Origin of the sequence: Archangium gephyra, from assembly GCF_042230915.1 — a bacterium.
Lineage (GTDB): Bacteria > Myxococcota > Myxococcia > Myxococcales > Myxococcaceae > Archangium > Archangium gephyra_B.
In genome coordinates this window covers 9,239,417-9,259,590 of sequence record NZ_CP102578.1, presented here as the reverse complement: position 1 = coordinate 9,259,590, position 20,174 = coordinate 9,239,417, and the positions used below count along the sequence as shown (strand labels likewise).

The 20,174-nt window shown below is 67.3% G+C and carries 14 protein-coding genes; 4 read left to right on the top strand and 10 right to left on the bottom strand.

Going from position 1 to position 20,174, the window contains the following annotated elements:
- Window positions 1-195: 195 nt before the first annotated feature.
- Window positions 196-909 carry a hypothetical protein gene (locus tag NR798_RS36425; RefSeq protein WP_375767154.1) on the top strand — a complete coding sequence of 238 codons (714 nt, stop codon included), beginning with the start codon at window positions 196-198 and terminating at the stop codon, window positions 907-909.
- Window positions 910-918: 9 nt separating this feature from the next.
- Here NR798_RS36425 and NR798_RS36420 read toward each other — a convergent pair whose 3' ends face one another.
- Window positions 919-2,445, bottom strand: coding sequence for an ArnT family glycosyltransferase (locus NR798_RS36420; protein WP_375767153.1), 1,527 nt, complete (start codon window positions 2,443-2,445; stop codon window positions 919-921).
- A 148-nt stretch (window positions 2,446-2,593) separates the two neighbouring features.
- Here NR798_RS36420 and NR798_RS36415 point away from each other — a divergent pair, with 148 nt between their 5' ends.
- The gene (locus NR798_RS36415) at window positions 2,594-3,052 is read left to right on the top strand and encodes a hypothetical protein (protein WP_375767152.1); all 459 of its coding nucleotides are present in this window, start codon (window positions 2,594-2,596) and stop codon (window positions 3,050-3,052) included.
- 13 nt (window positions 3,053-3,065) lie between these two features.
- On the opposite strand, the gene NR798_RS36410 is transcribed toward NR798_RS36415, so the two are convergent.
- The 8 genes from NR798_RS36410 to NR798_RS36375 form a co-directional block, all read right to left on the bottom strand.
- Complete coding sequence (locus NR798_RS36410) at window positions 3,066-4,106, bottom strand: hypothetical protein (protein WP_375767151.1); 1,041 nt, start codon at window positions 4,104-4,106, stop codon at window positions 3,066-3,068.
- Between the two features lie 46 nt (window positions 4,107-4,152).
- Window positions 4,153-4,641 (bottom strand): hypothetical protein, encoded by a 489-nt coding sequence (locus NR798_RS36405; RefSeq protein ID WP_375767150.1) that lies wholly within the window; start codon window positions 4,639-4,641, stop codon window positions 4,153-4,155.
- Between the two features lie 86 nt (window positions 4,642-4,727).
- Entirely contained in the window at window positions 4,728-8,570 is a 3,843-nt protein-coding gene (locus NR798_RS36400; RefSeq protein WP_375767149.1) for a serine/threonine-protein kinase PknK, read from the bottom strand.
- A 135-nt stretch (window positions 8,571-8,705) separates the two neighbouring features.
- Window positions 8,706-10,241, bottom strand: coding sequence for a hypothetical protein (locus NR798_RS36395; protein WP_375767148.1), 1,536 nt, complete (start codon window positions 10,239-10,241; stop codon window positions 8,706-8,708).
- Between the two features lie 164 nt (window positions 10,242-10,405).
- Window positions 10,406-11,716: a TIGR02270 family protein gene (locus tag NR798_RS36390; protein WP_375767147.1), complete on the bottom strand. Its 1,311-nt coding sequence runs from the start codon at window positions 11,714-11,716 to the stop codon at window positions 10,406-10,408.
- 57 nt (window positions 11,717-11,773) lie between these two features.
- The gene (locus tag NR798_RS36385; protein ID WP_375767146.1) at window positions 11,774-12,658 is read right to left on the bottom strand and encodes a hypothetical protein; all 885 of its coding nucleotides are present in this window, start codon (window positions 12,656-12,658) and stop codon (window positions 11,774-11,776) included.
- A gap of 2 nt (window positions 12,659-12,660) precedes the next feature.
- Complete coding sequence (locus tag NR798_RS36380) at window positions 12,661-13,791, bottom strand: DUF4150 domain-containing protein (RefSeq protein WP_375767145.1); 1,131 nt, start codon at window positions 13,789-13,791, stop codon at window positions 12,661-12,663.
- An 8-nt stretch (window positions 13,792-13,799) separates the two neighbouring features.
- On the bottom strand, window positions 13,800-14,477 hold the full coding sequence (locus NR798_RS36375; RefSeq protein WP_375767144.1) for a beta-ketoacyl synthase N-terminal-like domain-containing protein: 678 nt from the start codon (window positions 14,475-14,477) through the stop codon (window positions 13,800-13,802).
- A 257-nt stretch (window positions 14,478-14,734) separates the two neighbouring features.
- On the opposite strand from NR798_RS36375, the gene NR798_RS36370 reads away from it, so the two are divergent.
- A complete protein-coding gene (locus tag NR798_RS36370) occupies window positions 14,735-16,111 on the top strand; it encodes an IS4 family transposase (protein ID WP_375765120.1) in 1,377 nt (458 codons plus the stop codon).
- 444 nt (window positions 16,112-16,555) lie between these two features.
- Here NR798_RS36370 and NR798_RS36365 read toward each other — a convergent pair whose 3' ends face one another.
- Window positions 16,556-17,671: a DUF2169 domain-containing protein gene (locus tag NR798_RS36365; RefSeq protein ID WP_375767143.1), complete on the bottom strand. Its 1,116-nt coding sequence runs from the start codon at window positions 17,669-17,671 to the stop codon at window positions 16,556-16,558.
- Between the two features lie 241 nt (window positions 17,672-17,912).
- Here NR798_RS36365 and NR798_RS36360 point away from each other — a divergent pair, with 241 nt between their 5' ends.
- Window positions 17,913-20,174, top strand: coding sequence for a type VI secretion system Vgr family protein (locus tag NR798_RS36360; protein WP_375767142.1), 2,262 nt, complete (start codon window positions 17,913-17,915; stop codon window positions 20,172-20,174).

The following is a 20,174-nucleotide window of genomic DNA, read 5'->3' as shown; positions in this document are numbered from 1 at the left end:
CAACGCTCCCACGCGTCAAGCCGGCGCAGGCGCCTCCTCCCGCTCAGGAGATGGAGGCGAGCAGCCTGTCGAGCGCGGCGTAGCTCTCGTTGAAGCGCCCCGGGACGAGTCAACGAACACCGGCAGCAACCTGTTGACCGGGCGGTACACGTCCCCGAACATGGGCGAAGGGCCGGCAACGTTGGGGGAAGATCCATGAATCGCTCGCAGTCTGTTGCCCGCGCGGCTCACGCGCGTGGCTCGGCGTCCCGTCCTGTCGTTCTGTTCCTGCTCCTGGCTCAAGTGGCCGCTACCGGATGCCAGCCGGAGCCCGGACCCCTCGAGCCCACGCCTGCTTTCACCGAGACGTCCTCCCACGCCCTGGCCGCGGCTCCCGTGGAAGAGGCGATTGCCGCCGACCCGCTGGAGCAGACGCGCACCTACCGCGGCGTACTCACCACCCGTTCCCTGCACGGTCCCCCGTTCTTCCACTACGACGCCTTCGTGGTCACCGCGCGGCAGAGTGGGCCGGTGGACATCTCCTCGGACGTCATCGCAGTGGGCCCGGACGGCTACATCCACGGCTACGGGTACCCGCTCAGCATCGCGTCCATCGAGGAGGGCGCGACCCTCACCGCCATCGGGGGCATGTACCTCCAGAACGCGCTCGAGGACGGGACGGCAGTGATCCAGTACCCGGTCCAGGAGGGGCGTCAGTACATCCTCGTCTACAAGACGTTCAGCAACTTCATGCCGCTCACGTACCGGCTCCGGCTGCCCACCACCCTGAAGATGGAGGGCCGGATCGACTCCCTCCCCGCGCCGGTCCCCGTGCCCGCGGGCGAGACAGGGCAGATCTCGCTGGAGAATCCGCGCCCCGCCACGTTGAGCCGCATTGTCGATTGGCTGAACCCTCGCATGGGCTCCTAGGCGCGAGGCCTACTCGTAGTGCTTCACGCGAGGCCAGAGGGTGGCCAGTGGCTCCTTCAGCCCCGAGCACAGGTAGAGCGGCAGGTTGTTCTCGTAGGGCATGACGTAGGGGCTGGGGGGCACGCGCGCGGCGAGCTCGACGTGCGCGCACACGGGCTGGAGGTCCTCCAGCTCGCCCCCCACCACGAGGAGCTGTCCGGCCGCGTCGCCGGGCCCCCAGAGGAAGTAGTGGTTGTGGCCCGAGCGCGCGGGGGGCAGGCCATGAGCCGTGCCGAGCCAGTCGAGCGCCCCGGCCTCTCCGTAGTTCTGCGCGAAGAGCGCCGTGCTCGCCCGCTGCTCCGGAGGCAGGCGTTGGTACACCTCGGCCACCGTGGCGACGAGCTGCTCCCAGCCGTGCTGGTCCGCGTAGTGCTGGGGCAGGACGCCGTACTCGTGGCGCTCGTGCTGGGGGGGCTCGATGCCCAGGGTACGCTGCCAGGAGATGAAGGTGTCCACGGGCAGCACGGGCAGGGTCAGCGGTGCCAGGGCGGCGAAGCCCGCGAGGCCCGGGACGAGCACCGCGGCGCGCGCCACCGGGCGCTGGATGAGGCGCTCGGCCTGCATGGCGCCCGCGGCGAGCAGCATGGGGTAGGCGGGGGCCAGGTAGTAGTCCTTGGCACGCAGGAAGACGAGCAGGCCGAAGAGCAGCACGTAGGTGAAGCCGAGCGCGCGGTAGGGCCGGAGGGCGGGGGAGAACAGGAGGACGCCGAGCCCGGTGAGCCACAGGGGGGCCGAGAGCGGGTGCAGCATGAGGAGCTGCCCGCGCACGAAGTCGCCGAGCTGGAAGGGGGTGTTCTTGTAGAGCTGGCCGTTGCGCAGCAGCTCGAGCATGGGCCAGCCGTGCGCCTGCTGCCAGAGGAGGTTGGGCAGCACGAGCGCGGTGGCCAGCAGCACGCCGAGGACGAGCCAGCGGCTGGCCAGCAGCCTGCGCTCGGGCGTGAGGAGGAGGCCGAGCGCGAGGCACACGGTGAAGAAGGCCATGGAGTACTTGTTGAGCATCCCCACGCCCGCGAGCGCTCCCAGGGCGAGCCACAGCCGGGGCTGCTGCGTGCGTACCAGCTGCACGAGGAGCGCGGCGCAGCCCGTCCAGAGGAGGGGCTCGAAGGCATTCATGGTGAGGGTATGGCCCTCGAAGAGGAAGAGGGGGGCGAGCGCGGCGGGAAGAGCGGCGAGCGCCACGGCGAAGCCTCCGCCACCGAAGCGCCGCGCGAGGTGTCCGGTGATGGCCACGAGCCCCGCGGCGGCGAGCGCGGGCAGCACGCGCAGGCCCGTGAGGGAATGGCCGAAGAGCGCGGTGGCGAGCCGGGCGGCCGCGGCGATGAAGGGGGGCTGGTCCACGTAGCCCCAGTCGAGCCGCTGGCCACAGGCGATGAAGTAGAGCTCGTCCCGGAAGTAACCGTAGCGGTGGGCGAAGAGCAGGTGCAGCGCCGCCGTGGCGAACGCGAGCCCGGGCAGGAGCCACGAGCGGGGCGGGGGGCGGGGAGTCTCCGGGAGCATGGGGCGAGCCTGCCACAACCGGCCGGAAGGCGAGTGGGCACGCCGTGATGCGCAAGGCGGCCGCTTCCAGGCGGCTCGTGACGGCGGCATCTCCTTCCCGCACTCAACCGGCTATCATCGGCGCGAGACTGCAACGGAGGGGAGACACATGGACAGCAGCAAGGACAATCCCGAGAGCGCTGAACCGGCGCTCCGGCTGGCGGCGACCCCGCAGGACTACGGCTACGGCGACAACGAGCTGGTCGTGCCGAGCAACTGGACCGTGACCTTCGTGGAAGGGCAGCTCGCGGTCGCCTGCACGGTGGCGCCGAAGAACGCGCAGACGGACGCCATCACCAACCTGTACGTGGGCATCACCAACCCCAGCGACTCGTCCAAGTTCTACTGCTCGGGCTCGGTCACCGCCGTCCACGGCGCCACGCCCGCGGGCAACGCCATGACCGGGTTCTCCCAGACGTACCTGTACGATCCCAAGGTCCACGGCCCCACCGTGCGCTCGATCGTGTTCGGCTACGTCCAGACCAGCCTCGGCTCGAGCTCCTTCATGCTGCAGCTGCTCTTCACCGTCGGCTCGTCCGGGAAGCCCCCCCGGGGGCCCAAGGGCTGAGCCCCCGCCCCGCTCACCCGCGGGCCTGGACGTCGCTCCAGAGGGAGAAGCGGCACTCGAAGTAGGGATACACCTTCACCGAGACCGGCGCGTCCGGACGGACCACCAGCTTCGCGCCGATGGTCCGGCACAGGTTGCTCGGCCACCGGTGGCCCGTGAGCGGGACGCGCTCGCGCCCGGGCCACTGGAGGATCGCCTCGCGCTTCTCGGGCGTGCACAGCCCGGCGTCCACCAGCCGCTGGAGGAACTCCTTCGCCCACGGCTCGTGCGGCTTCTCGGGGAAGGGGAGTGCCAGCCCGATGGTGGGGCCCACGCTCTCCCCCACGTCCAGGTTCACCTCGGCGAAGTGCAGGTAGGAGAGCCACGTCTTCGTGAGATCCTCGACCTGCGCCCGCGAGCCCGGCCAGCCGATCCGCTCCAGGTACGCGCCAACCTCCTCCCGGGGCATGCCGATGATCATCCGCACCGCGTCCGAGCCGCGGCAGGCGAGCGAGGCCACGTGCTCCACTTCCGCGAAGTCGGGCAGCTGCTCGAAGCAGCGCGACACGGTGCGCGCGATGGCCGGGCGCACCGGGCCACCCTGGAAGGCCTCCAGCGCACGCCAGGTGAGCTGGAGCGGCTCGTCCACGCTCGCCCCGGTCTGCTTCCGCGAGCCGGGCGGCCGCTGCCCGAACTCGGGCTGCACACACGCGAAGGCGAAGGGCTTGGGGAGCACCGTCGGGCCTTCCACGTCGTACTCGAGCCAGAGCACGGGCACCCGCGCCAGCGGCGAGCCCGGGTCCAACCATTCGCGGGAGAACGTGCGCACGCCGTCCCAGAGCGGTCCGGTGAGCTGCTCCCGCGTCTTCGCGAGCGCGTCGGCGAGGGCCTGGGGGCCTCCATCGGTCCGCATGCAGCAGACCATGTAGTCGACGCGGGGAGCGCCCGCCTCCATGCGGCACTCGAAGCAGAAGCCTCCCGAGACCTCCGGAAGCAGCCGGGCCACCTCGTTGACGTAGCCGAGCTCCGCCTCTCCGACCAGGTCCTTGGAGAGGAACGGCTTCAGGCGGCTCATCAATTCATCGATGGGGACGATCATCGGGGAAGCCCTGGAGCCGCGCTCAGGCGATGGTGAAGGCCTGCGGGAGCAGGCCGTAGTGCCCGTCCGGGTTGACCACGGCCAGGTCGTACACGCCGAGGGGCGCGTTGGAGGGGACGTTGAGCGTGCAGTTGAGCACGGAGCCCCGGCCGCCGGGGTTCTCCACGCTCTGGGTCACCGCGGGCACATCCATGCCGCTCAGCTTGATGGCGGCGAACGCGCCGGTGGTGAAGAAGTCCCCCTCCACGCGCAGCTGGACGCTCTTGCCGCACGCGCCCATGTCCGGCGTGGCCGAGTTAACCTGGACGACCGCCTTCACCCACACCACGGCGAACAGCTCCAGCGAGGCGAGCTCCGTCTTGAGCAGCTTCATCACCGGCTCGAGCTGGCCCTTGTTCAAGGCCTCCCGCTGCGCCTCGGACAGGTTGGCATTCACCATCGTGCCATCCGGATCCTTGCTGAACTGCCGCTGCAACTCCGGGTTGCGGATCAGATCGGAAATGAAGTGCAAGAGCACGGTTCCCTCCCTCCTGTGGGTTGTCCTGGGGATACCCCGAAACGCGGCAGGCGTCCCGCGAAATCACGGGACGCCAGGCCTTACGCGCCGAAGCCCGGGGCCAGGATCGCGGCCCAGCGGCGCGGCTCGCGGATGTCCTCGCCTTGCAGCACCGTGGTGGCGCGGGTGACGAGCTCCTGGCCCGCCTCGCCTCCCACCAGCTCGCCCTTCCACATGCGGGCGCTGGCGGCGAGCGTGGGCATTCCGGCCGCGTCGTAGCCGTCGATGGCCGCCGACAGGTGCGTGAGGGCCTGCTCGGGCTGCTCGCTCAGCCGGGCCGCTCCCGCCTCGAGCAGGTGCACCAGGGACGGGGTGTCCCGGCGGATCTCCTGGGCGAGCAGGGCGATGTCCTTGCGTGCGCTCCGCACGAGCTCCTGGCGCCGCGCGGGCTCGCGCTCGGCCAGGGCGAGGGAGATGCGGGCGCGCAGCCCGTACAGCTCGAAGCGGCCGAGTTGCCCGCGCAGCCACTGTCCGGCCACCAGCGAGGGCCAGGCCTTCTCCAGCCGCGCCCGGGACTGCTCCACCTTGCCCTCGTACAGCTCCGCCAGCGTCTCGCGCAGCACCTGGAAGCCGTGCTGGATGGCGCCGAGCCGGCTCCACCCGGCCATCATCTCCGTCATCAGCTGGCGGGCCTCGTCCGTCTGGCCCTGGGAGATGAGGCACAGGGCGGTGGAGAAGGACGCGGTGACGCGGGAGAACAGGTCACCCACCTCGTTGGCCACCCGGAACCACTCCGAGGCGCGCTGTCCCAGCTCTCGCAGGCCGTGCGTGGCCTGCAACACCAGACACGCCTGGGTGCGCCCGACGTTGGTCTCCCAGATGACGTCCACGCCGTGCTCCTGCAGCAGCCCCATGCCGTGGTCCGCCTCCGCCAGGGCGGTGCGCCACTCGCCGAGCACGTACGAGCGCGTGCTCTGGTACGTCTCCGCGAAGCCGATGAGGGCGGGATCCTTCAGCTCCTGGGCGAGCGCCTTGCCCTGCTCCAGGTAGCGCGAGCCCCGCTCCACCGAGCCCTTCGTGCCCTGGAAGAGCCACAACGCCCCGAAGGCGGTCAGCGCGCGCGACGCCCGGGCCGGGTCTCCGGACTCCAGCGCCAGCCGCAGGCTTTGAATCTGGAAACCCATGGCGCGCAGCGACTCGATGCTCGCCAGGGACTTGCCCATCGCCCACGTCATGTCCATGCGCGCGCGCACGTCGGCGGGGGCGGGGTCCGGCCGCTTGCGCAGCTTCGCGCCACCGGCCATCAGGCGGACCATGTTCCACGCCACGCCGCCGAGCGTCACCGCGGTGGAGTCGGAGTAGGACAGGCCCACCCGCGTCAGCACCGGCTTCACCAGCGTCAGCCCCTCGTCGATCCGGCCGCTGAGCATCAGGCTCTCGATGGCCCGGCGCCGCAGGTCCAACCCGTGCTCCTCGGGGCCCTCGTCGGCCACCTGGAGGAAGAGCGGTCCCGCCTCGCCGCCGCGGCCCGCGTTGGCGAGCGCCTCGGCGCGGCGCAGCCTGAGCACGCGCGGCTCGGGCAGGGCGGAGTCCGCGGCGCCGCCACTCCACTCGAGCGCGGAGCCGAAGAGGTCCGCCGCACGGTGGAAGGCCAGGGCCTTCGCGGCCCGCTCCGCCGCGAGCACCGCCTGCACGGCCGCCTTGCGCAGCTCTCCCGCGCCATGCAGGTGCAGCGCGAGCCGCTCGGGATCCGGCTCGGGCCGTGCCTCCAACACCTCGGCCAGCCGGCGGTGGTGGCCGGCGAGCGTGGCGGGCTGCAACTGGGCCAGCACGCTCTCGCGGATGCGATCATGGGCCACCTCGAGCCGGGAGGAGTCCCCGGTGCGGCCCTGGAGCAGGTGTTGGGCGCGCAGGAGCACCAACGCGGAGAGCGCGGTGTCTCCCGCCCGGGCCGCCTCGAGCACCACCGTCTCCTCCGTGGGCCGTCCGGACACCGCCGCTACTTCCAGCAGGCGGCGGGCGCCCTCGGGGAGCTGGCGGAACCGCCGCGCCAGGACGCCGCTCAGGGTGACGTGCTCCTCCGGGGTGGCGGGGTTGCTGCCCGGCTCGGTGCGAGCGAGCTCCTCGATGAAGAGCGGGTTGCCCTCGGCCTCGCGGATGATGCGCTCGGCCTGGAGCCGGGCCTCGTGCGAGGAGGCTCCCATCCGGAACAGCGCCAGCTGCGTGGCCTCCTCGGCTGACAGCGGCCTGAGCACGGCCTCGCGCGGAGTGCCCAGCACGAGGGAGTGCGCCAGGAGCCGCTCGAGCTCGGGCAGGAAGTCGCCCCGGGCTTCGCCGCTCCGGTAGCTCGCCACCAGCAGGAAGGTGGGCATGTCGGGCGGCGAGAGCAGCTCCGCGAGCAGTCGCGCGCTGTCTACGTCTCCCCACTGCAGGTCGTCCAGGCAGAGCACGAGCGGCCCCCGCCCGGCGATGCGCCGCAGCAGCTCCTTGAGGATGGTGGCCACGTGCCAGCGGGCCTGGAGCGGATCCTGCGGCCCGGCCGGGGCCGGCGTGGGACTGAGGCGCTCGGCCACCACCCGGAGCACGGGAAACACCGGCAGCAGCTCGTGGAATTGCTCCGGAAGCAGGGCCTGGGCCTCCTCGGGCGGCAGCCGCAGCAGGTAGCGCACGAGCGAGTCGAAGAGGCTGTCCAGGGCCTTGTACGGCACGGACTCGCGCTCGTAGCAGCGGCCCACGAGGGCCACGGCGCCCCGCCGGTGGAGCGACTCCACGAAGTGGCGCAGCAGCGTGCTCTTGCCCATGCCGGGCTTGCCGTGCAGGTACACGATGCCCGGCTTTCCGGCGGTGGTCTGCTGGAAGGCCTCCTCCAGCACCGCCAGCTCCGCCTCGCGGCCCACCAGCGTGCGGCCCCGCGACGGCAGCGCCGCGTGCCCGCGCGAGTCGGCACCGTCACCCTTCGGGGCGAAGCAGGCCAGGATCTCCTCGAAGCCGGGCCGGCGGGCCGGATCGGGCTCGAGCATGCGCATGCAGAGGTCCGAGAGATCCTTCGGAATGCCCTGCGTCACCTGGGGCAGGGGCACGGGCCCCTGGCGTTGCAGCTCGCGCCGCTCGGAGGAGTTTCCGTAGAAGGGGCGGATGCCGCTGAGGGCCTCGTACAGCATCACGCCGACGCTGTACCAGTCGGTGGCCTCGGTGATGCCCTCGCCCGACCACTGCTCGGGCGCCATGTACGAGGGCGAGCCGGCGATGCCCTCCGGCGTCTGATCCTGAGGCGCGGGCGACAGCTCCTTGGCGAGCCCGAAGTCGAGCACCACGACCCGGCCGGTGGGGGTGACCAGGACGTTGGTGGGCTTGAGGTCGCGGTGGACGATGCCGGCGGAGTGGAGGGCCCGGACGCCCTGGGCCAGGTTGTAGAAGGCGGCGCGCAGGCGCTCCGGGTCCACGACGAAGGGGGAGGCCGTGGGCCAGGCCTCGCGTGGGATGGGAAACTCCCCCGAGCGCTCCGTGGGCGAGAGGGTGGCTGTCGCGTCGTGGGGGGTGCTCGCGCCCGAGCCGGTGTTGGCTGGCGGCAGGCTGGGGGCGACCGTCTCGGTCCTGTCCTGGGGCGAGTCACTCAGGGACAGGGAGGCGCTCATGGAGCGCACGTAGGAGGTGAAGTGCGCTCCCTCCACGTACTCCATGGTGAAGAACCACTGGTTGCCCTCCGAGTGCAGCTCGTAGAGGGTGACGAGGTTGGGGTGGACGAGATCCCCCAACAGCCGGAACTCCTGCTTGAAGCGGTACAGGGCGATGGGCCGCGGCTCGTGGAGGAGCTTGAGGGCCACCACGGTGTTGTAGTGGGTGTCGAAGACCTCGTAGACGTGGCCGAACGAGCCCTGGCCAAGGGGCCGGCGGACCTGGAAGCGCTCGTTGCCGATGAAGCCGGCTGGTGCGGGGACCCTCACGTTCCATTCCTTTCACGGATGACCGGCGCGGCACCTGCCTGGGCCGGGCGTCCGCGGCCCTCGGGGGAGGAACCGCTGACGCCTCGTGTCAAGGAAAGGATTATCGGCAAGAGTCCGGCGATTGTGAAGCCGCCCTCAGTCCGCCGTCGCGGCCTGGGCCTGCCTGGTCCGCTTCAGCAGGTCACGCAGCTCGATGACGGCCTTGGTCCGGCGCTCGACCGCGGGGTGTACGGCCGCGGGCTGCTGGGGGGCAGCGGGCGAGACCTCGAGGCTGTCCGCGGCTCTGGCCATGGGGTTGGCCGCCGGCTGGGCCGCGGGCGTGGCCGAGGCCACCTGGGGCTGGCACGGCTCGGACTGCCGCGGGTATGCGCCGATCGGGAGGAACCACACGTAGTCGTACTGGTGGCTGTTCGACACGCTGTGGCAGCCCATGCACGAGGTGGCGGTGGAGTCCTGGAGCCAGGTCTCGGTCGCCACGTTGGCGGTATTCGTCTGGGGCTGGGGCTGGGTGGTGCTCGGGAAGGTGTCCGTGCCGTTGACGGGCCACTGCGTCACGACGAGCTGGTAGTTCTCCCAGACGGTTCCCTTCACGCCCTTGGCCTGCTGGTAGGCCTTGTTGGTCAGCTGGGTCGAGGCCGCGATGGGCCGCTTGCGCACCACCTGGGTGGGCACCGGGTGCGGCTGCGGCGGGTTGCACTGGCTGACGGGCGAGCCCATCTCCGAGGGCACGGTCTTCGGGTCGTTGTCGTTCAACGCGTAGGGGGCGGACCCCTGGGTCTTCTCCCCCGGGAGGGCGGGGACGTTGTCGACGTGCTCGAAGGTGGACCAGACCCACTGCGGAAGCGAGGGCGTCTTGTTGACGATGTGCAGTCCGATGAGGCCGACGTCGGCCACGGTGCACGTGCCGCTCACGGGATCGAGCAGCTTCGCCTGGGTGATGTAGTAGCGCTTGCGCTGCTTGTCGGGCACGCCCGTCATCACGCGCCAGGATGCCTTGATCTCCACCGAGCCACTCGGGAACTTGAGCGCGGGGTTGGCCGAGCCATTGGCGGGGAGGTTCTTCACCAGGTACAGCGGCCCGGGGTAGGGAGCGCCGGGGTTGGTGATGTACTTGTATTCGGCCTGGTTCACCCGGGTCTCGTAGCGGACGTACTGGCCGTTCTGGCTCACCAGGGGGCCGCCGCTCTCCGTCATGCTCGCCTGGTTGAAGCCGTGGTACTTGTCGAACGAGCCGAGAACCTTCTGGTACGGCACGAGGGTGCCCTCGCCGCCGCAAGGGGACTGCGTCGCGAAGCTCTGCCAGTCCGCCGGGGCCGCGCCATCGGGGAGGAACAGCTCGTAGTCCGCCTTCCACGTCTCCCAGACGGCAGGGACCGAGACATCGCCGTACTTCTTCTTGCTGTCCGGGACACCGCGAAGGTACGGCGCGCTGGTGCTGACGCGCACCGGCCAGGTGAGCGCGATGAACTCCTGCCACGAGAAGTCATCGAAGTACGGCAGGTTGTCCTCGGCCTTCGGGAATGGCGCGTTGACGTTGATGGGGATGTTGAGGCCGACGGTGGGCTCCGGGCGGGCCGGGGTCTTCGTGCGCTGCGCGGCCGCGGTGAGCGGCCAGGCTCCACTCAGGAGACCGGTGGTGAGCAACGATGCGGCGAGCCTTCGGTTGAGCATGGAATGGTGATGGGACGTGTTGGGTTGTCCCATGAGCTAACCGGAGGGCGGCGAAGCGATCAATCCGGCCCCCGTGAAAACCCCGGTGGTGAGGCCACGGGTCTGGCCGGCATCAAGGGATACGTACTGCGGGTGTGACCAGGACGGGTTGTCACGTCCTCTCGTCAGGAAGAGTGGAGCCCATCGGTGAAGGGGCGGCTCAGTCCTGATGGAACCGCTGTGCGGACTGCCTCCAAGGCTTTCTGTTGATAGGGGGTGAAGGTCCGTGTTGGTACCTGCAGTTCCCCTCGGCTGCGCAGCGCCAACTCCAGCGCCAGGGTATGGCGCCGACGCATGGGAGCCAGCAGCAGCGACTCGCAGAGCACCTCGGTGCCGAAGGGCTTTCCCTGCAGGTAGCGCCGGTCCAACTCGAAGTTCTCGCGAGCCTCCTTCCACCACGCGAGCACTTCCACCGCGACCGGCCGGGGAAGGTCGTCCTCCGGCCTGGGCGTGAGATCGGCATCGAGGGTCTCCTCCTCCAGCGCCGGCAAGGGGTCTTCTTCGGCACGGGGTGCGGCCAGACGGCCCTCCAGGCTCAGGCCGGTGATGGCGCAGAAGGCCTCGGCCGCCAGGTGGGACACGGCTTCATCCTCCATCCATTGGAGGCAGAGCTCGGCGGCGGCGGGGTGGCCGCTGAAGCCCAGGGCCCAGAGCGCATCCGGGCGGTGACTGGGCTCATCGAGGAGGCGCTTGAGCCGCTCCACCTCGCGAGCATCCCCACTCAACGCCAGCACCAGGGCGGGCAGTCGCAGCTCGGGAGCCCTGCTGTCGACGGCTGCCTGGCAGGCAACCCATGCGGCCCGATGGCCCTTCTGCAACCCCGCTGTGATGGCGGAATCCCGGAGGGAGGAGGCAGGTGATGTCAGGCAGGCCTGTAGCACCTGACGTTCCAGGGGGTGCCGGAGGCGAGTGGCAGCCCGGAGGGCTGCTGCCGCCACCTGGGGCGCCTCGTGTCGTAGCAGGTCAGGGAGCACCGGGCCTGGATCCACTCCGTGGGAGGCGAGTACTTCCAGCGCGAGGGCCAACCGGGCGGGCTCTTCCTGCTTGAGCAGCGTGGGGAGCCAGGAGGGCAGCGCCTCGAACCCTCTCAGCTCGAGTGCTCGCTGAAAGGCGGGGAGCGACTCTGGAGATGCGCTCTCCAGGGCCGTTCGTACCGCCTCGGCGCTCGAGGGGTCTTCGGAACCCAGCAGGGTGTAGGCCGCGGCGGTGACGCGGACCATGTCCTCCTGGGCCTCCAGGGCTGGAATCAGCAGCTTCTCGGCCGCGGGAGCGCCACCAATGACGAGGCCATCCACATGGGCCAGCAGCCGCTCCTCGATCCCGGTCACTTCGTTCAGGGCGTACTGGGACGCGACGAGGCTGCGCTCCCACTGCAGCCAGAGGAAGGCGGCCTCGTCCAGGTGCTCCTCCAGCACATCCATCAGCGTGTGGCTCATGCGTTCGAAGTGTACCGGATTGTGAAAGGCCTGAACGCGTAGCGGGTGCGTTGCACTCTATTCGGGAATCGGGTGGCCGAAGAAATAGCGCTTACCTGGTTCGAATCTTCTTCCCGCGTCCGACTCCAGGAACGATTCAGCGATGGTGGCCGCCGCCAGTGTCGATACATCTTCTTCACCGAAGATCACGCTGCAATCGATTCCAGTAGCTGGCTCGAAACGCTCGCGTAGCGTGGTCAGGTCAGCTGCTTGGTACGGCGTGGTGATATGCCGCATGCGCTCTGCGATTGCGCGCACGGAGTAGAGGTCACCACGGAAGACAAACACTTTGTCGGACCCGTGCTTGGCGGTGACGGTATCGTACTGGTTCATGACCAGGTTGAGATAATCTTCCAGGGCGTCTTCCGGCGGATCGTGCGCAATCATGGTGCTGTCGTCATCGACCAGCAAATCCGCCATCAGGATTGGCAGTAACGAGATTTCCGGCGTTTGCTTCAATCGCAAAGTAAGGTACTGGTCCATCAATACCGGTACCACATCGAGTCGACCCCATAGCGCAAAGGTGCGGCAATAAGTCAGGACGAGTGTGCGAGACGGGACGTCGATACGATCTTGCTTGCGCATCGGGTGCTGCTCGATTTCCTCTCGCATGCGTTTGAAGCAATCGATGGTGCCCGCATGCCCTAGGACTCGCGTCGCGGCGAATTTCACTCGCCAATCCGCGGTCTCGCGGCAGAGGAGCAAGAGGTCCTCAGCCGCCGAGAAATCACCAGATTTGAGTCTGTTGAGCAACGCTTCGAGCTTTACCCATTGTCTGTCCACACTCTCGGTAGTTCGCGAAGATAGAGGGGCTGCAAACGGCCGGGTGAAGTATGCGAAACGATTGAAGTCCAGGCCTGCATCTTTAAGCGTCGGGCGGGCTTCAATGGGTATTTCTTTCATGTCTACCACCACCCCGGAGTAAACCCAGCCACCTGCCGTCGCTTGATGCCAGACTCCCTGAATGCCGTGTCCCAATGGTCTGCCCAACCAGTCCCCTTCTCACCCTTCTTCTTCTTGGTGCGCCATTTCATTTTTGGGTCTGCCCAATTAGTAAAGGTGTCGTCGATCAATTTGCATGTTGCGCACAGCGTGTCGTGGGGCTGTAGATTGCCCGGATTGTCCGGGCAGCCTCCTGCGCCTTTAGGTGTCAGATGATTTGTCTTGCTGAATGTTGGTCCTGCGCTCGGAGGCGCTTCTGCCGGGTTGGCCGCGCGGAAGTCAGAGAGCGCGTTCGGATTGGTGGTGGTGAAGGACGTGTAGAACTCCGCCATTACCTCGGGCTGTTCCCAATGCTCTTTGATTTTCTTGGTCCGGGCCGGGTTGGAAACTCTGAAGACATCACAAGGAGCCTCCGGGAATACACGTCCGTTGCACGTACAGTTCTTGGCCTTCATTCCGAGTAGTGTCTGGTAGACCTTCATTTTGTCGGCTGCTTCAGAAGTCGGATGGCCGTCCGGCCCTTTGTCGTTGAACCCGTAGAAATCTTCCAGGCTCTGCGGCGTCTCCTCTTCCTTGTCTGCCAGGAAGGCGGCCTTGCACTTGGTCTTCCCGCAGCAGGGACACTTCTTCTCGGCAGCTCGCTGCAGTGCGAGTTGGATCATGGCCTCCGCATTCGGCAGTGGAGGGGTGCTGCCAGGATAGCTCGCGTGGTTGCTGGTGGTGATGTCGAGGTGTCTGCAGACGTGTTTACCCTCGACCATGACGTCCATCGAGTGGGCCTGGAAGTACGTCTTGCCCGTGATGGTATGTGTCAGCACGCTACCGCCGAAGTTGCGAGTCGCGGCCTCGTTCCCCAGCGGTGAGCTCTGGTAGTAGCTCTTCCCCTTGAGCGCAAGCGGCTCACCTCCGATGGTGACGCTGGTGCTGCCCTGCTTCAGGTCCTTTGCGAAGGACGTATTCGGATAGGGAACTGGAACCGGGCCTGTCGGCGGGGGCGGTGGGCTCAGACATACGTCGGGGAAGGCCGAGATGACCTTGGCGTCTCCTGCCTTATGCGCGATTTCCATCCCGTTCGCGAAGACCTTTTTGCCCATGACGCCTCCTATTCCATGGCTTCGATGATCACCGCGGCGCGCCCGCCCTGCTCGTTTCCGGCCAGACCAATCGCTCGAGGCCCTGGAGCATAGCGGCGCCCCCAGCCCGCGATGGCCCATGCCATGCCGCAAAGTCCTGCCGCTACGCCGGTGTCGCCGAGCGCCTCTGCGCACAGCCAGAGAGGGAACTCTTCCTTGCGTTCTCCCAGGACCCGCGAGACGAGAAGCGCCTGCTCCTTGAAATAGAAGCTCTCGCCCGCCGCATCAGAGAAGCGGAAGTCGATGTCGTGGAGCGCGAGCCTCGCTTCTTGCAGGGCAGCTCGTGCAGCGGCAGTGAGCCCGTCGGCGCGCAACGGCACATCGTTCGCCAAAGAGGATGGCTCTTTGGCGAACCCCATGCCTCGAATGACGGCCAGCCCCTGCTTGTGTGATGAAAGAAGTACGCAGGCGGCGGCCTCGCCGGGGATGATACCGTCGGAGTTGTCTTCGGTGAGTAGCCGTCGCTGCTCATACAGCCGAAGCAACGTGCGAGCGCACATCATCGACTCCGCTCCGGCGACGAGGCATGCCGGGAACTCGCGGCGGCGGACCATTTCGCGACCGGCGGCCAGGGCGGCATAGCCCCCATGAGAACCCTCGGTGAAGATGCGGACCCTGCGCGGATTGAGCACGACTTTCAGTCGCACCGAAAGTTCGCGTACGAGAAATTCCGCGGAGTAGGGCTTGTCCGCCGTCGGGGCTGGCAACGCGACGAGCAGCGGGAGTTGCTCGAAGGCAGTTGCGCCGATCTGCTCGAGGACCTCTTGGAGTCACCACTTTCAAGGTCGGGAGAATGATACTACCCGGCAAGGGAAGCGAGCGAGGGAGCAGGCTGTAATCAGGGGGTGCAGCACGGAACTACCGCCGAGGTCATCTTTCAGGGACTACTCCGGAGGAAAGGACCATGGCCCTGGATGCTGTATTCGAGCGCTTTACGAAGCAAAGCCCGTTGACGGTCATGGCGCGCCTGCTGATGCAGCAGGCGCTGAGTCGGCAGTGGCTGGAAGAGCTGTTCGAGCAGTACCGCGACAAGCAGTACACGCGCGAGCTGCTCTTCTCCACGGTGGTGGATCTCATGGCCCTGGTGGCCCTGGGCCTCAAGCCGTCGCTGCATGCGGCGGCTCAGGCCCGCACCGACCTGGGAGTGTCGCTGGCGGCCTTGTACGACAAGGTGAATCGCACCGAGCCGGAGATAGGACGTGCGCTGGTGCGCGAGGGCGCCAAGAAACTGGTGCCGGTAGTCAAGTTCATGAAGGCGCAGCAGACGCCGTGGGCCGCGGGCTACCGGGTGCGCGTGCTGGATGGCAACCACCTGGCGGCGAGCGAAAAGCGACTGAAGCCATTGCGAGGCTTCCGGGGTGCGGCACTGCCAGGGCAGTCGCTGGTGGTGTATGCGCCGGAATTGGACCTGGTGGTGGACATGGTGCCCGCCGAGGATGCCCACGCACAGGAGCGCGCCCTGATGGGGCCCGTCCTCGAGCAGGTGCGCAAGGGAGAGTTGTGGTTGGCCGACAGGAACTTCTCCACCACGGGCATTCTCTTCGCCATTCACGACAAGCAGGCCGCCTTCATCATCCGAGAGCATGGAGTCTCTCCCAATCCGACAGTGGTGGGGCCGCCACGTGAGGTGGGGCGTGTGGAGACGGGGCTCGTTTTCGAGCAGGCCGTCCGGATTGAGGACGAGACAGGACGACAGTTGGCACTGCGGCGTGTGGAGTTGCATTTGGATGAGCCGACTGAGGACGGAGAAACAGTCATCCGCCTGTTGACGAATGTGCCCGAGGAGCGCATGGGAGCCCTGGACGTGGCGAGGCTCTACCGACGCCGCTGGAGCATCGAAGGCATGTTCGGTCGCCTCGAAGCAGTGTTTCAAAGCGAGGTGGCCGGACTGGGCAACCCGCGTGCGGCGCTGCTGGCGTTCAGCGTGGCGTGCATGAGCTACAACATCCTGGCGGTGCTGCAGTCAGCGGTGGAGACTGAGCATCGATTGGAGGCAGCGAACTTCCAGGTGTCCTCCTATTACATAGCGGATGAAGTGAGAACCACCTACAGCGGCATGATGATTGCCGTGCCAGAAGCGGAGTGGGAAGAGTTCGAAACACAGTCAGCGACTGAACTGAGCCGCACGCTGTTGAGGATGGCGGCGAACGTCAATCCGGCCAGACTGCGCAAGCATCCACGCAAGCACAAGAAGAAAACCAAGAAAGGGTATGTGTCCGGAGAGGTGGCCCGACGGCATGTGGCGACTGCGCGTATCCTCCGGGGAGAGGAATCCACGTGACACGAGAGAAACAACGCAGTCCTACGGCAGCTTTGGCGAGAGCAGGTGACCCTGTAAACCAGAGATCTCTGCCCGGTCAGCCTTGTAACAAGGATTGGCTGGCGGGCCAGGTACCCTGGTGCGCCGTTCCCCGCCTCCGGGTGAGGCGTTTGCTCCGCCCCAGACACCTCCTGCAAGCCTCCGGGGCGGCCCCGCTCCTACACCTTGAAAGTGGTGCCTCTTGGAGTGCGTGGGTCAGGAAGAACAGCCAGCGCTGCGTTGGAGTCGACTTGAGGTCGAGGATGTCACGCAGGTACGAGATGACGATCTCGCGGCCTTGATTGTCCACGTAAGGAGAGACCTGCTTGCGATTGATTCCGGCTCGCAAGGCTGCGCAAGCGGGCGCCCAGCGCAGGCCCACGGGGCACGCCATGCCGACAGCGCGAACGTAGATGGGTGACGCACTCATCTCCTGGTGCCTCGGTGCCTACGAAGCCAGCGGATCGCCGCAGCCAGGCCGCTAAACACCGGCTTGCCATTTCGATAGCCGATGGGTGTACCCTGTGTGGCGCGTGGCTGCTCGCCCACGGAGATCTCCTGGAGCGCGTTGAGTTTCTTTCCAATCGGCACGCGCGCGCGCCACACGAGCATGGCAATCGAGCGGTGCGGTTCGAGAATCACCGTATCGAGTACGCCCATCTGCTCCACTTCTCGATCGACGAAGCGGAACCTGACTGGCATGCGCAGTGATGGAATGACGTATTGAACGACGGGTTCCGCAGCCATGTGGATGCACCGGATTCGCTCGCCCCCATGAAAATGCGGGAACTGTTGATCTGCCGGTGCGGACTGGAAGTACCGCGAGTCGAAGTCCGCTGGAAGGAACGGCGCCCGTTCATCGCGCCAGCGCGCGTCGTAGGTGCCTGCGTAGGCGATGCGTGGCGCCCAGGCACGCCCTACATGTCCAAGACCGATCGGCTCTGGCTGGTCGCGGGGCGAGGAGATCCTCTGCCCTGGACGCTCCAGGTTCGGAAGGGGTGTGCCCTCGATCTGGGCCGCGCCACGGTGCGGATGAAACCCAACGCCCACGAGATTGCGCCGCTCCACAGATGCTCGCCCTGGCCCGCGGCTTTCGTCCTGGCCTCCGAAGGCCCGCTCGAATGTCAGTGGCATCTCGACGAAGGGGACGGGCTCAGAGGGGAGCATACTTCCCAGCGAGCGGAGCCAGCGCCGCTCCCCGATGATTTGTAGACTCTTCTTCCTCCCCTGGACTTCGAGGCTGACGGGCACTTGGGTCACGCGCTGCCCAGAGGGCGAGACCGCTTTTCCGACCACGATTAAGTCCGTTAGTGGCTTCTCGAGCGCGAAGTCGCATTCGTAGCGGATGCTGGTCGTGGCAGGATCCCCATGATGTTCATCGGCCGCAACAAGCGGACGCTGTTCTCTGGCGAGCGTCATCTCTCCGCGTGAATTCGTCTCGAACGTCCCTTTCACCACCACCACGCAGTAGTCGCGAGCATCCTTGTCCGCGGCAACGGAGATGCCGGCCTGCATGCCTGTCGTGTTGAGTGAGATCTGCATGCGTTCGTGCGGCTGTTCTCGTTGCCCCCACATGAGCCTAGCACCAAGCGCCGTTCTGTGACGTGGTGCCCCGAGTTGCAACACGTCGCCTGACGAGGTGCACTGTCTCGCTGAAAAATTCGGCGGTGTGCCGAGCACCATGCCGCTCGCGAGCGGTCAAACAATTCAAGTGGACGGTACCCACCACAGGTTCGTGACTGTGGACCTGTTTCGGCGCATACTTTCAAGGAAGGGGGATTACATGGTCGCAACCGCTGCGCTCCTGGCAAATCAGGCTGAGTTTGATTTCCAGGTAGGCCCACATGCGCTGGGCGAGCTGGCCGTCATTGGATTCGAGGCCGATGAGGCCATCTCCCATCCCTATACGCTGGAGGCCCTCCTGGCCGCCCCATCGGACGTGTCGGTGGATGAGCGGGCTCTCTTGGGTCAGAACGCGCTGCTCGCCGTGCACCTCGGCGAGGACGGGGAGCGCTACTTCCACGGCGTCGTCTCGCGTGTCGCCCGCTGGGAGGCCGGCGCCTCCGAGGAGCGCCTGCGCTACCGCATCACCGTCGTGCCCCGCTGGTGGACGCTCAAGCACACCCGCAACAGCCGCATCTTCCAGGAAAAGACCGTCCCCGAGATCGTCCACGAGGTGCTCGGCAATGCCCTCGTGGAGCACCGGCTCGAGCTGAACGGCTCCTACGTCAAGCGGACCTACTGCGTGCAGTACCGCGAGTCCGACTTCGACTTCGTCTCCCGCCTGCTCGAGGAAGAGGGCATCTTCTATTACTTCGAGCACACCGAGGACGCTCACACCCTGGTGCTCGCCGACACCTCGCTCGGCTGCCCCGCCATGCCCGGTGAGGCGCGGCTCGTCTTCCGCACCACCACCAAGATGGTGGCCGGCAGCGAGTACGTGCACGAGTTCTCCTCGCAGCTCCAGGTGCAGCCCGGCGCCGTCGCCCTCCGGGACTACAACTTCGTCCGCCCCTCCCAGGACCTCACCGCCACCAGCACCGATGACGAGGCCGAGTCCTCCCTCGAAGTCTATGACTACCCGGGCTGCTACGAGGCGCCCGGCACGGGCAAGACGCTCGCCAAGGTGCGCCTGGAGGAGCTGCGGGCCCGGGTGGAGCTCGCCTCCGGTGCTAGCAGTTGCCGGCGCCTGCGCACCGGCCACACCCTCGAGCTGGACGAGCACCCGGTGGACGCCTTCAACCGCGGCTACCTCGTCCTCTCCGCCCGCCATGTGGGCCGCCAGCCCGAGGCGCTCCTCTTCGAGGGGCCACCGGACTCCCGGGAGAGCTACCGCAACACCTTCACCTGCCTCCCCGCCAAGGTGCCCTACCGTCCGCCGCGCACCACCCCGCGTCCCCTCATCCCGGGTGCCCAGACGGCCATGGTCGTGGGGCCCTCGGGGGAGGAGATCCACACCGACGAACATGGCCGCATCAAGGTGCAGTTCCACTGGGACCGTGAAGGGGGCCGCGACGACAAGAGCTCCTGCTGGATTCGCGTGAGCCAGTCCTGGGCCGGTCCCGGCTGGGGCGCCCTCTACCTGCCTCGCATCGGTCACGAGGTGGTGGTCGAGTTCCTCGAGGGAGATCCCGACCGGCCCCTCGTCACCGGCAGCGTCTACAACGGCGAGAATCCACCGCCCATCGCCCTGCCTGATGACAAGACCCGGAGCACCCTGCGCTCCAGCTCCAGCCCCGGTGGCAATGGCTCCAACGAGCTGCGTTTCGAGGACGCTGCCGGCCAGGAGCAGGTCTACTTCCACGCCCAGAAGGACCTGGACATCGTCGTCGAGAACGACAAGACGCAGCAGGTGGGCGGCCATGAGACGCTGCTCGTCAAGAAGGACCGCAGCCGCACCATCGAGGGCAACCAGGCCCTGGAGGTCAAGAAGAACGACGACAGTGTCATCGGCGGCAATCAGTCGCTGCGGGTGGACAAGGATCGCTCGACGTCCGTGGGGGGCAACCATACCGAGACGGTGGCGGGCAACCAGTCCGTCCAGGTGGGCGGCAACCAGAGCGTCCTGGTGAGCATGGCTTCGCTCGAGACGGTGGGGTTGGGCAAGATGCTCAACGTCGGCGCCGGTTATGCCGTGAGCGTGGGCGGCGCCCTCAACCAGCTGGTGGGGGGCCTCAAGGCCGAGCAGGTGGGCGGGGCCAAGTCGGAGGTCGTCGGCGCCAAGAAGTCCGAGACGGTCCTGGGCTCGCGCAGCCTCCAGGTGGGCGGAGACCTGTCCGAGCAGGTCCAGAAGTCACGCAGCCTCAAGGTGGGCAAGGACTTGATGGTGAGCGTGGGGGGCAATCACAACCACGCCGTCAAGGACTCCTATACCCTGTCCGCCAAGGAGATCTCCCTGGTCGCCGAGGAGCAGTTCACCCTCAAGGTCGGCTCCGCCACCCTCCAGGTCAAGAAGAACGGGGATGTGATCATCAAGGGCGCCAAGGTGGAGATCACCGCCAGCGGCGACGTGGTCATCAAGGGCTCGAAGATCGCGGAGAACTGA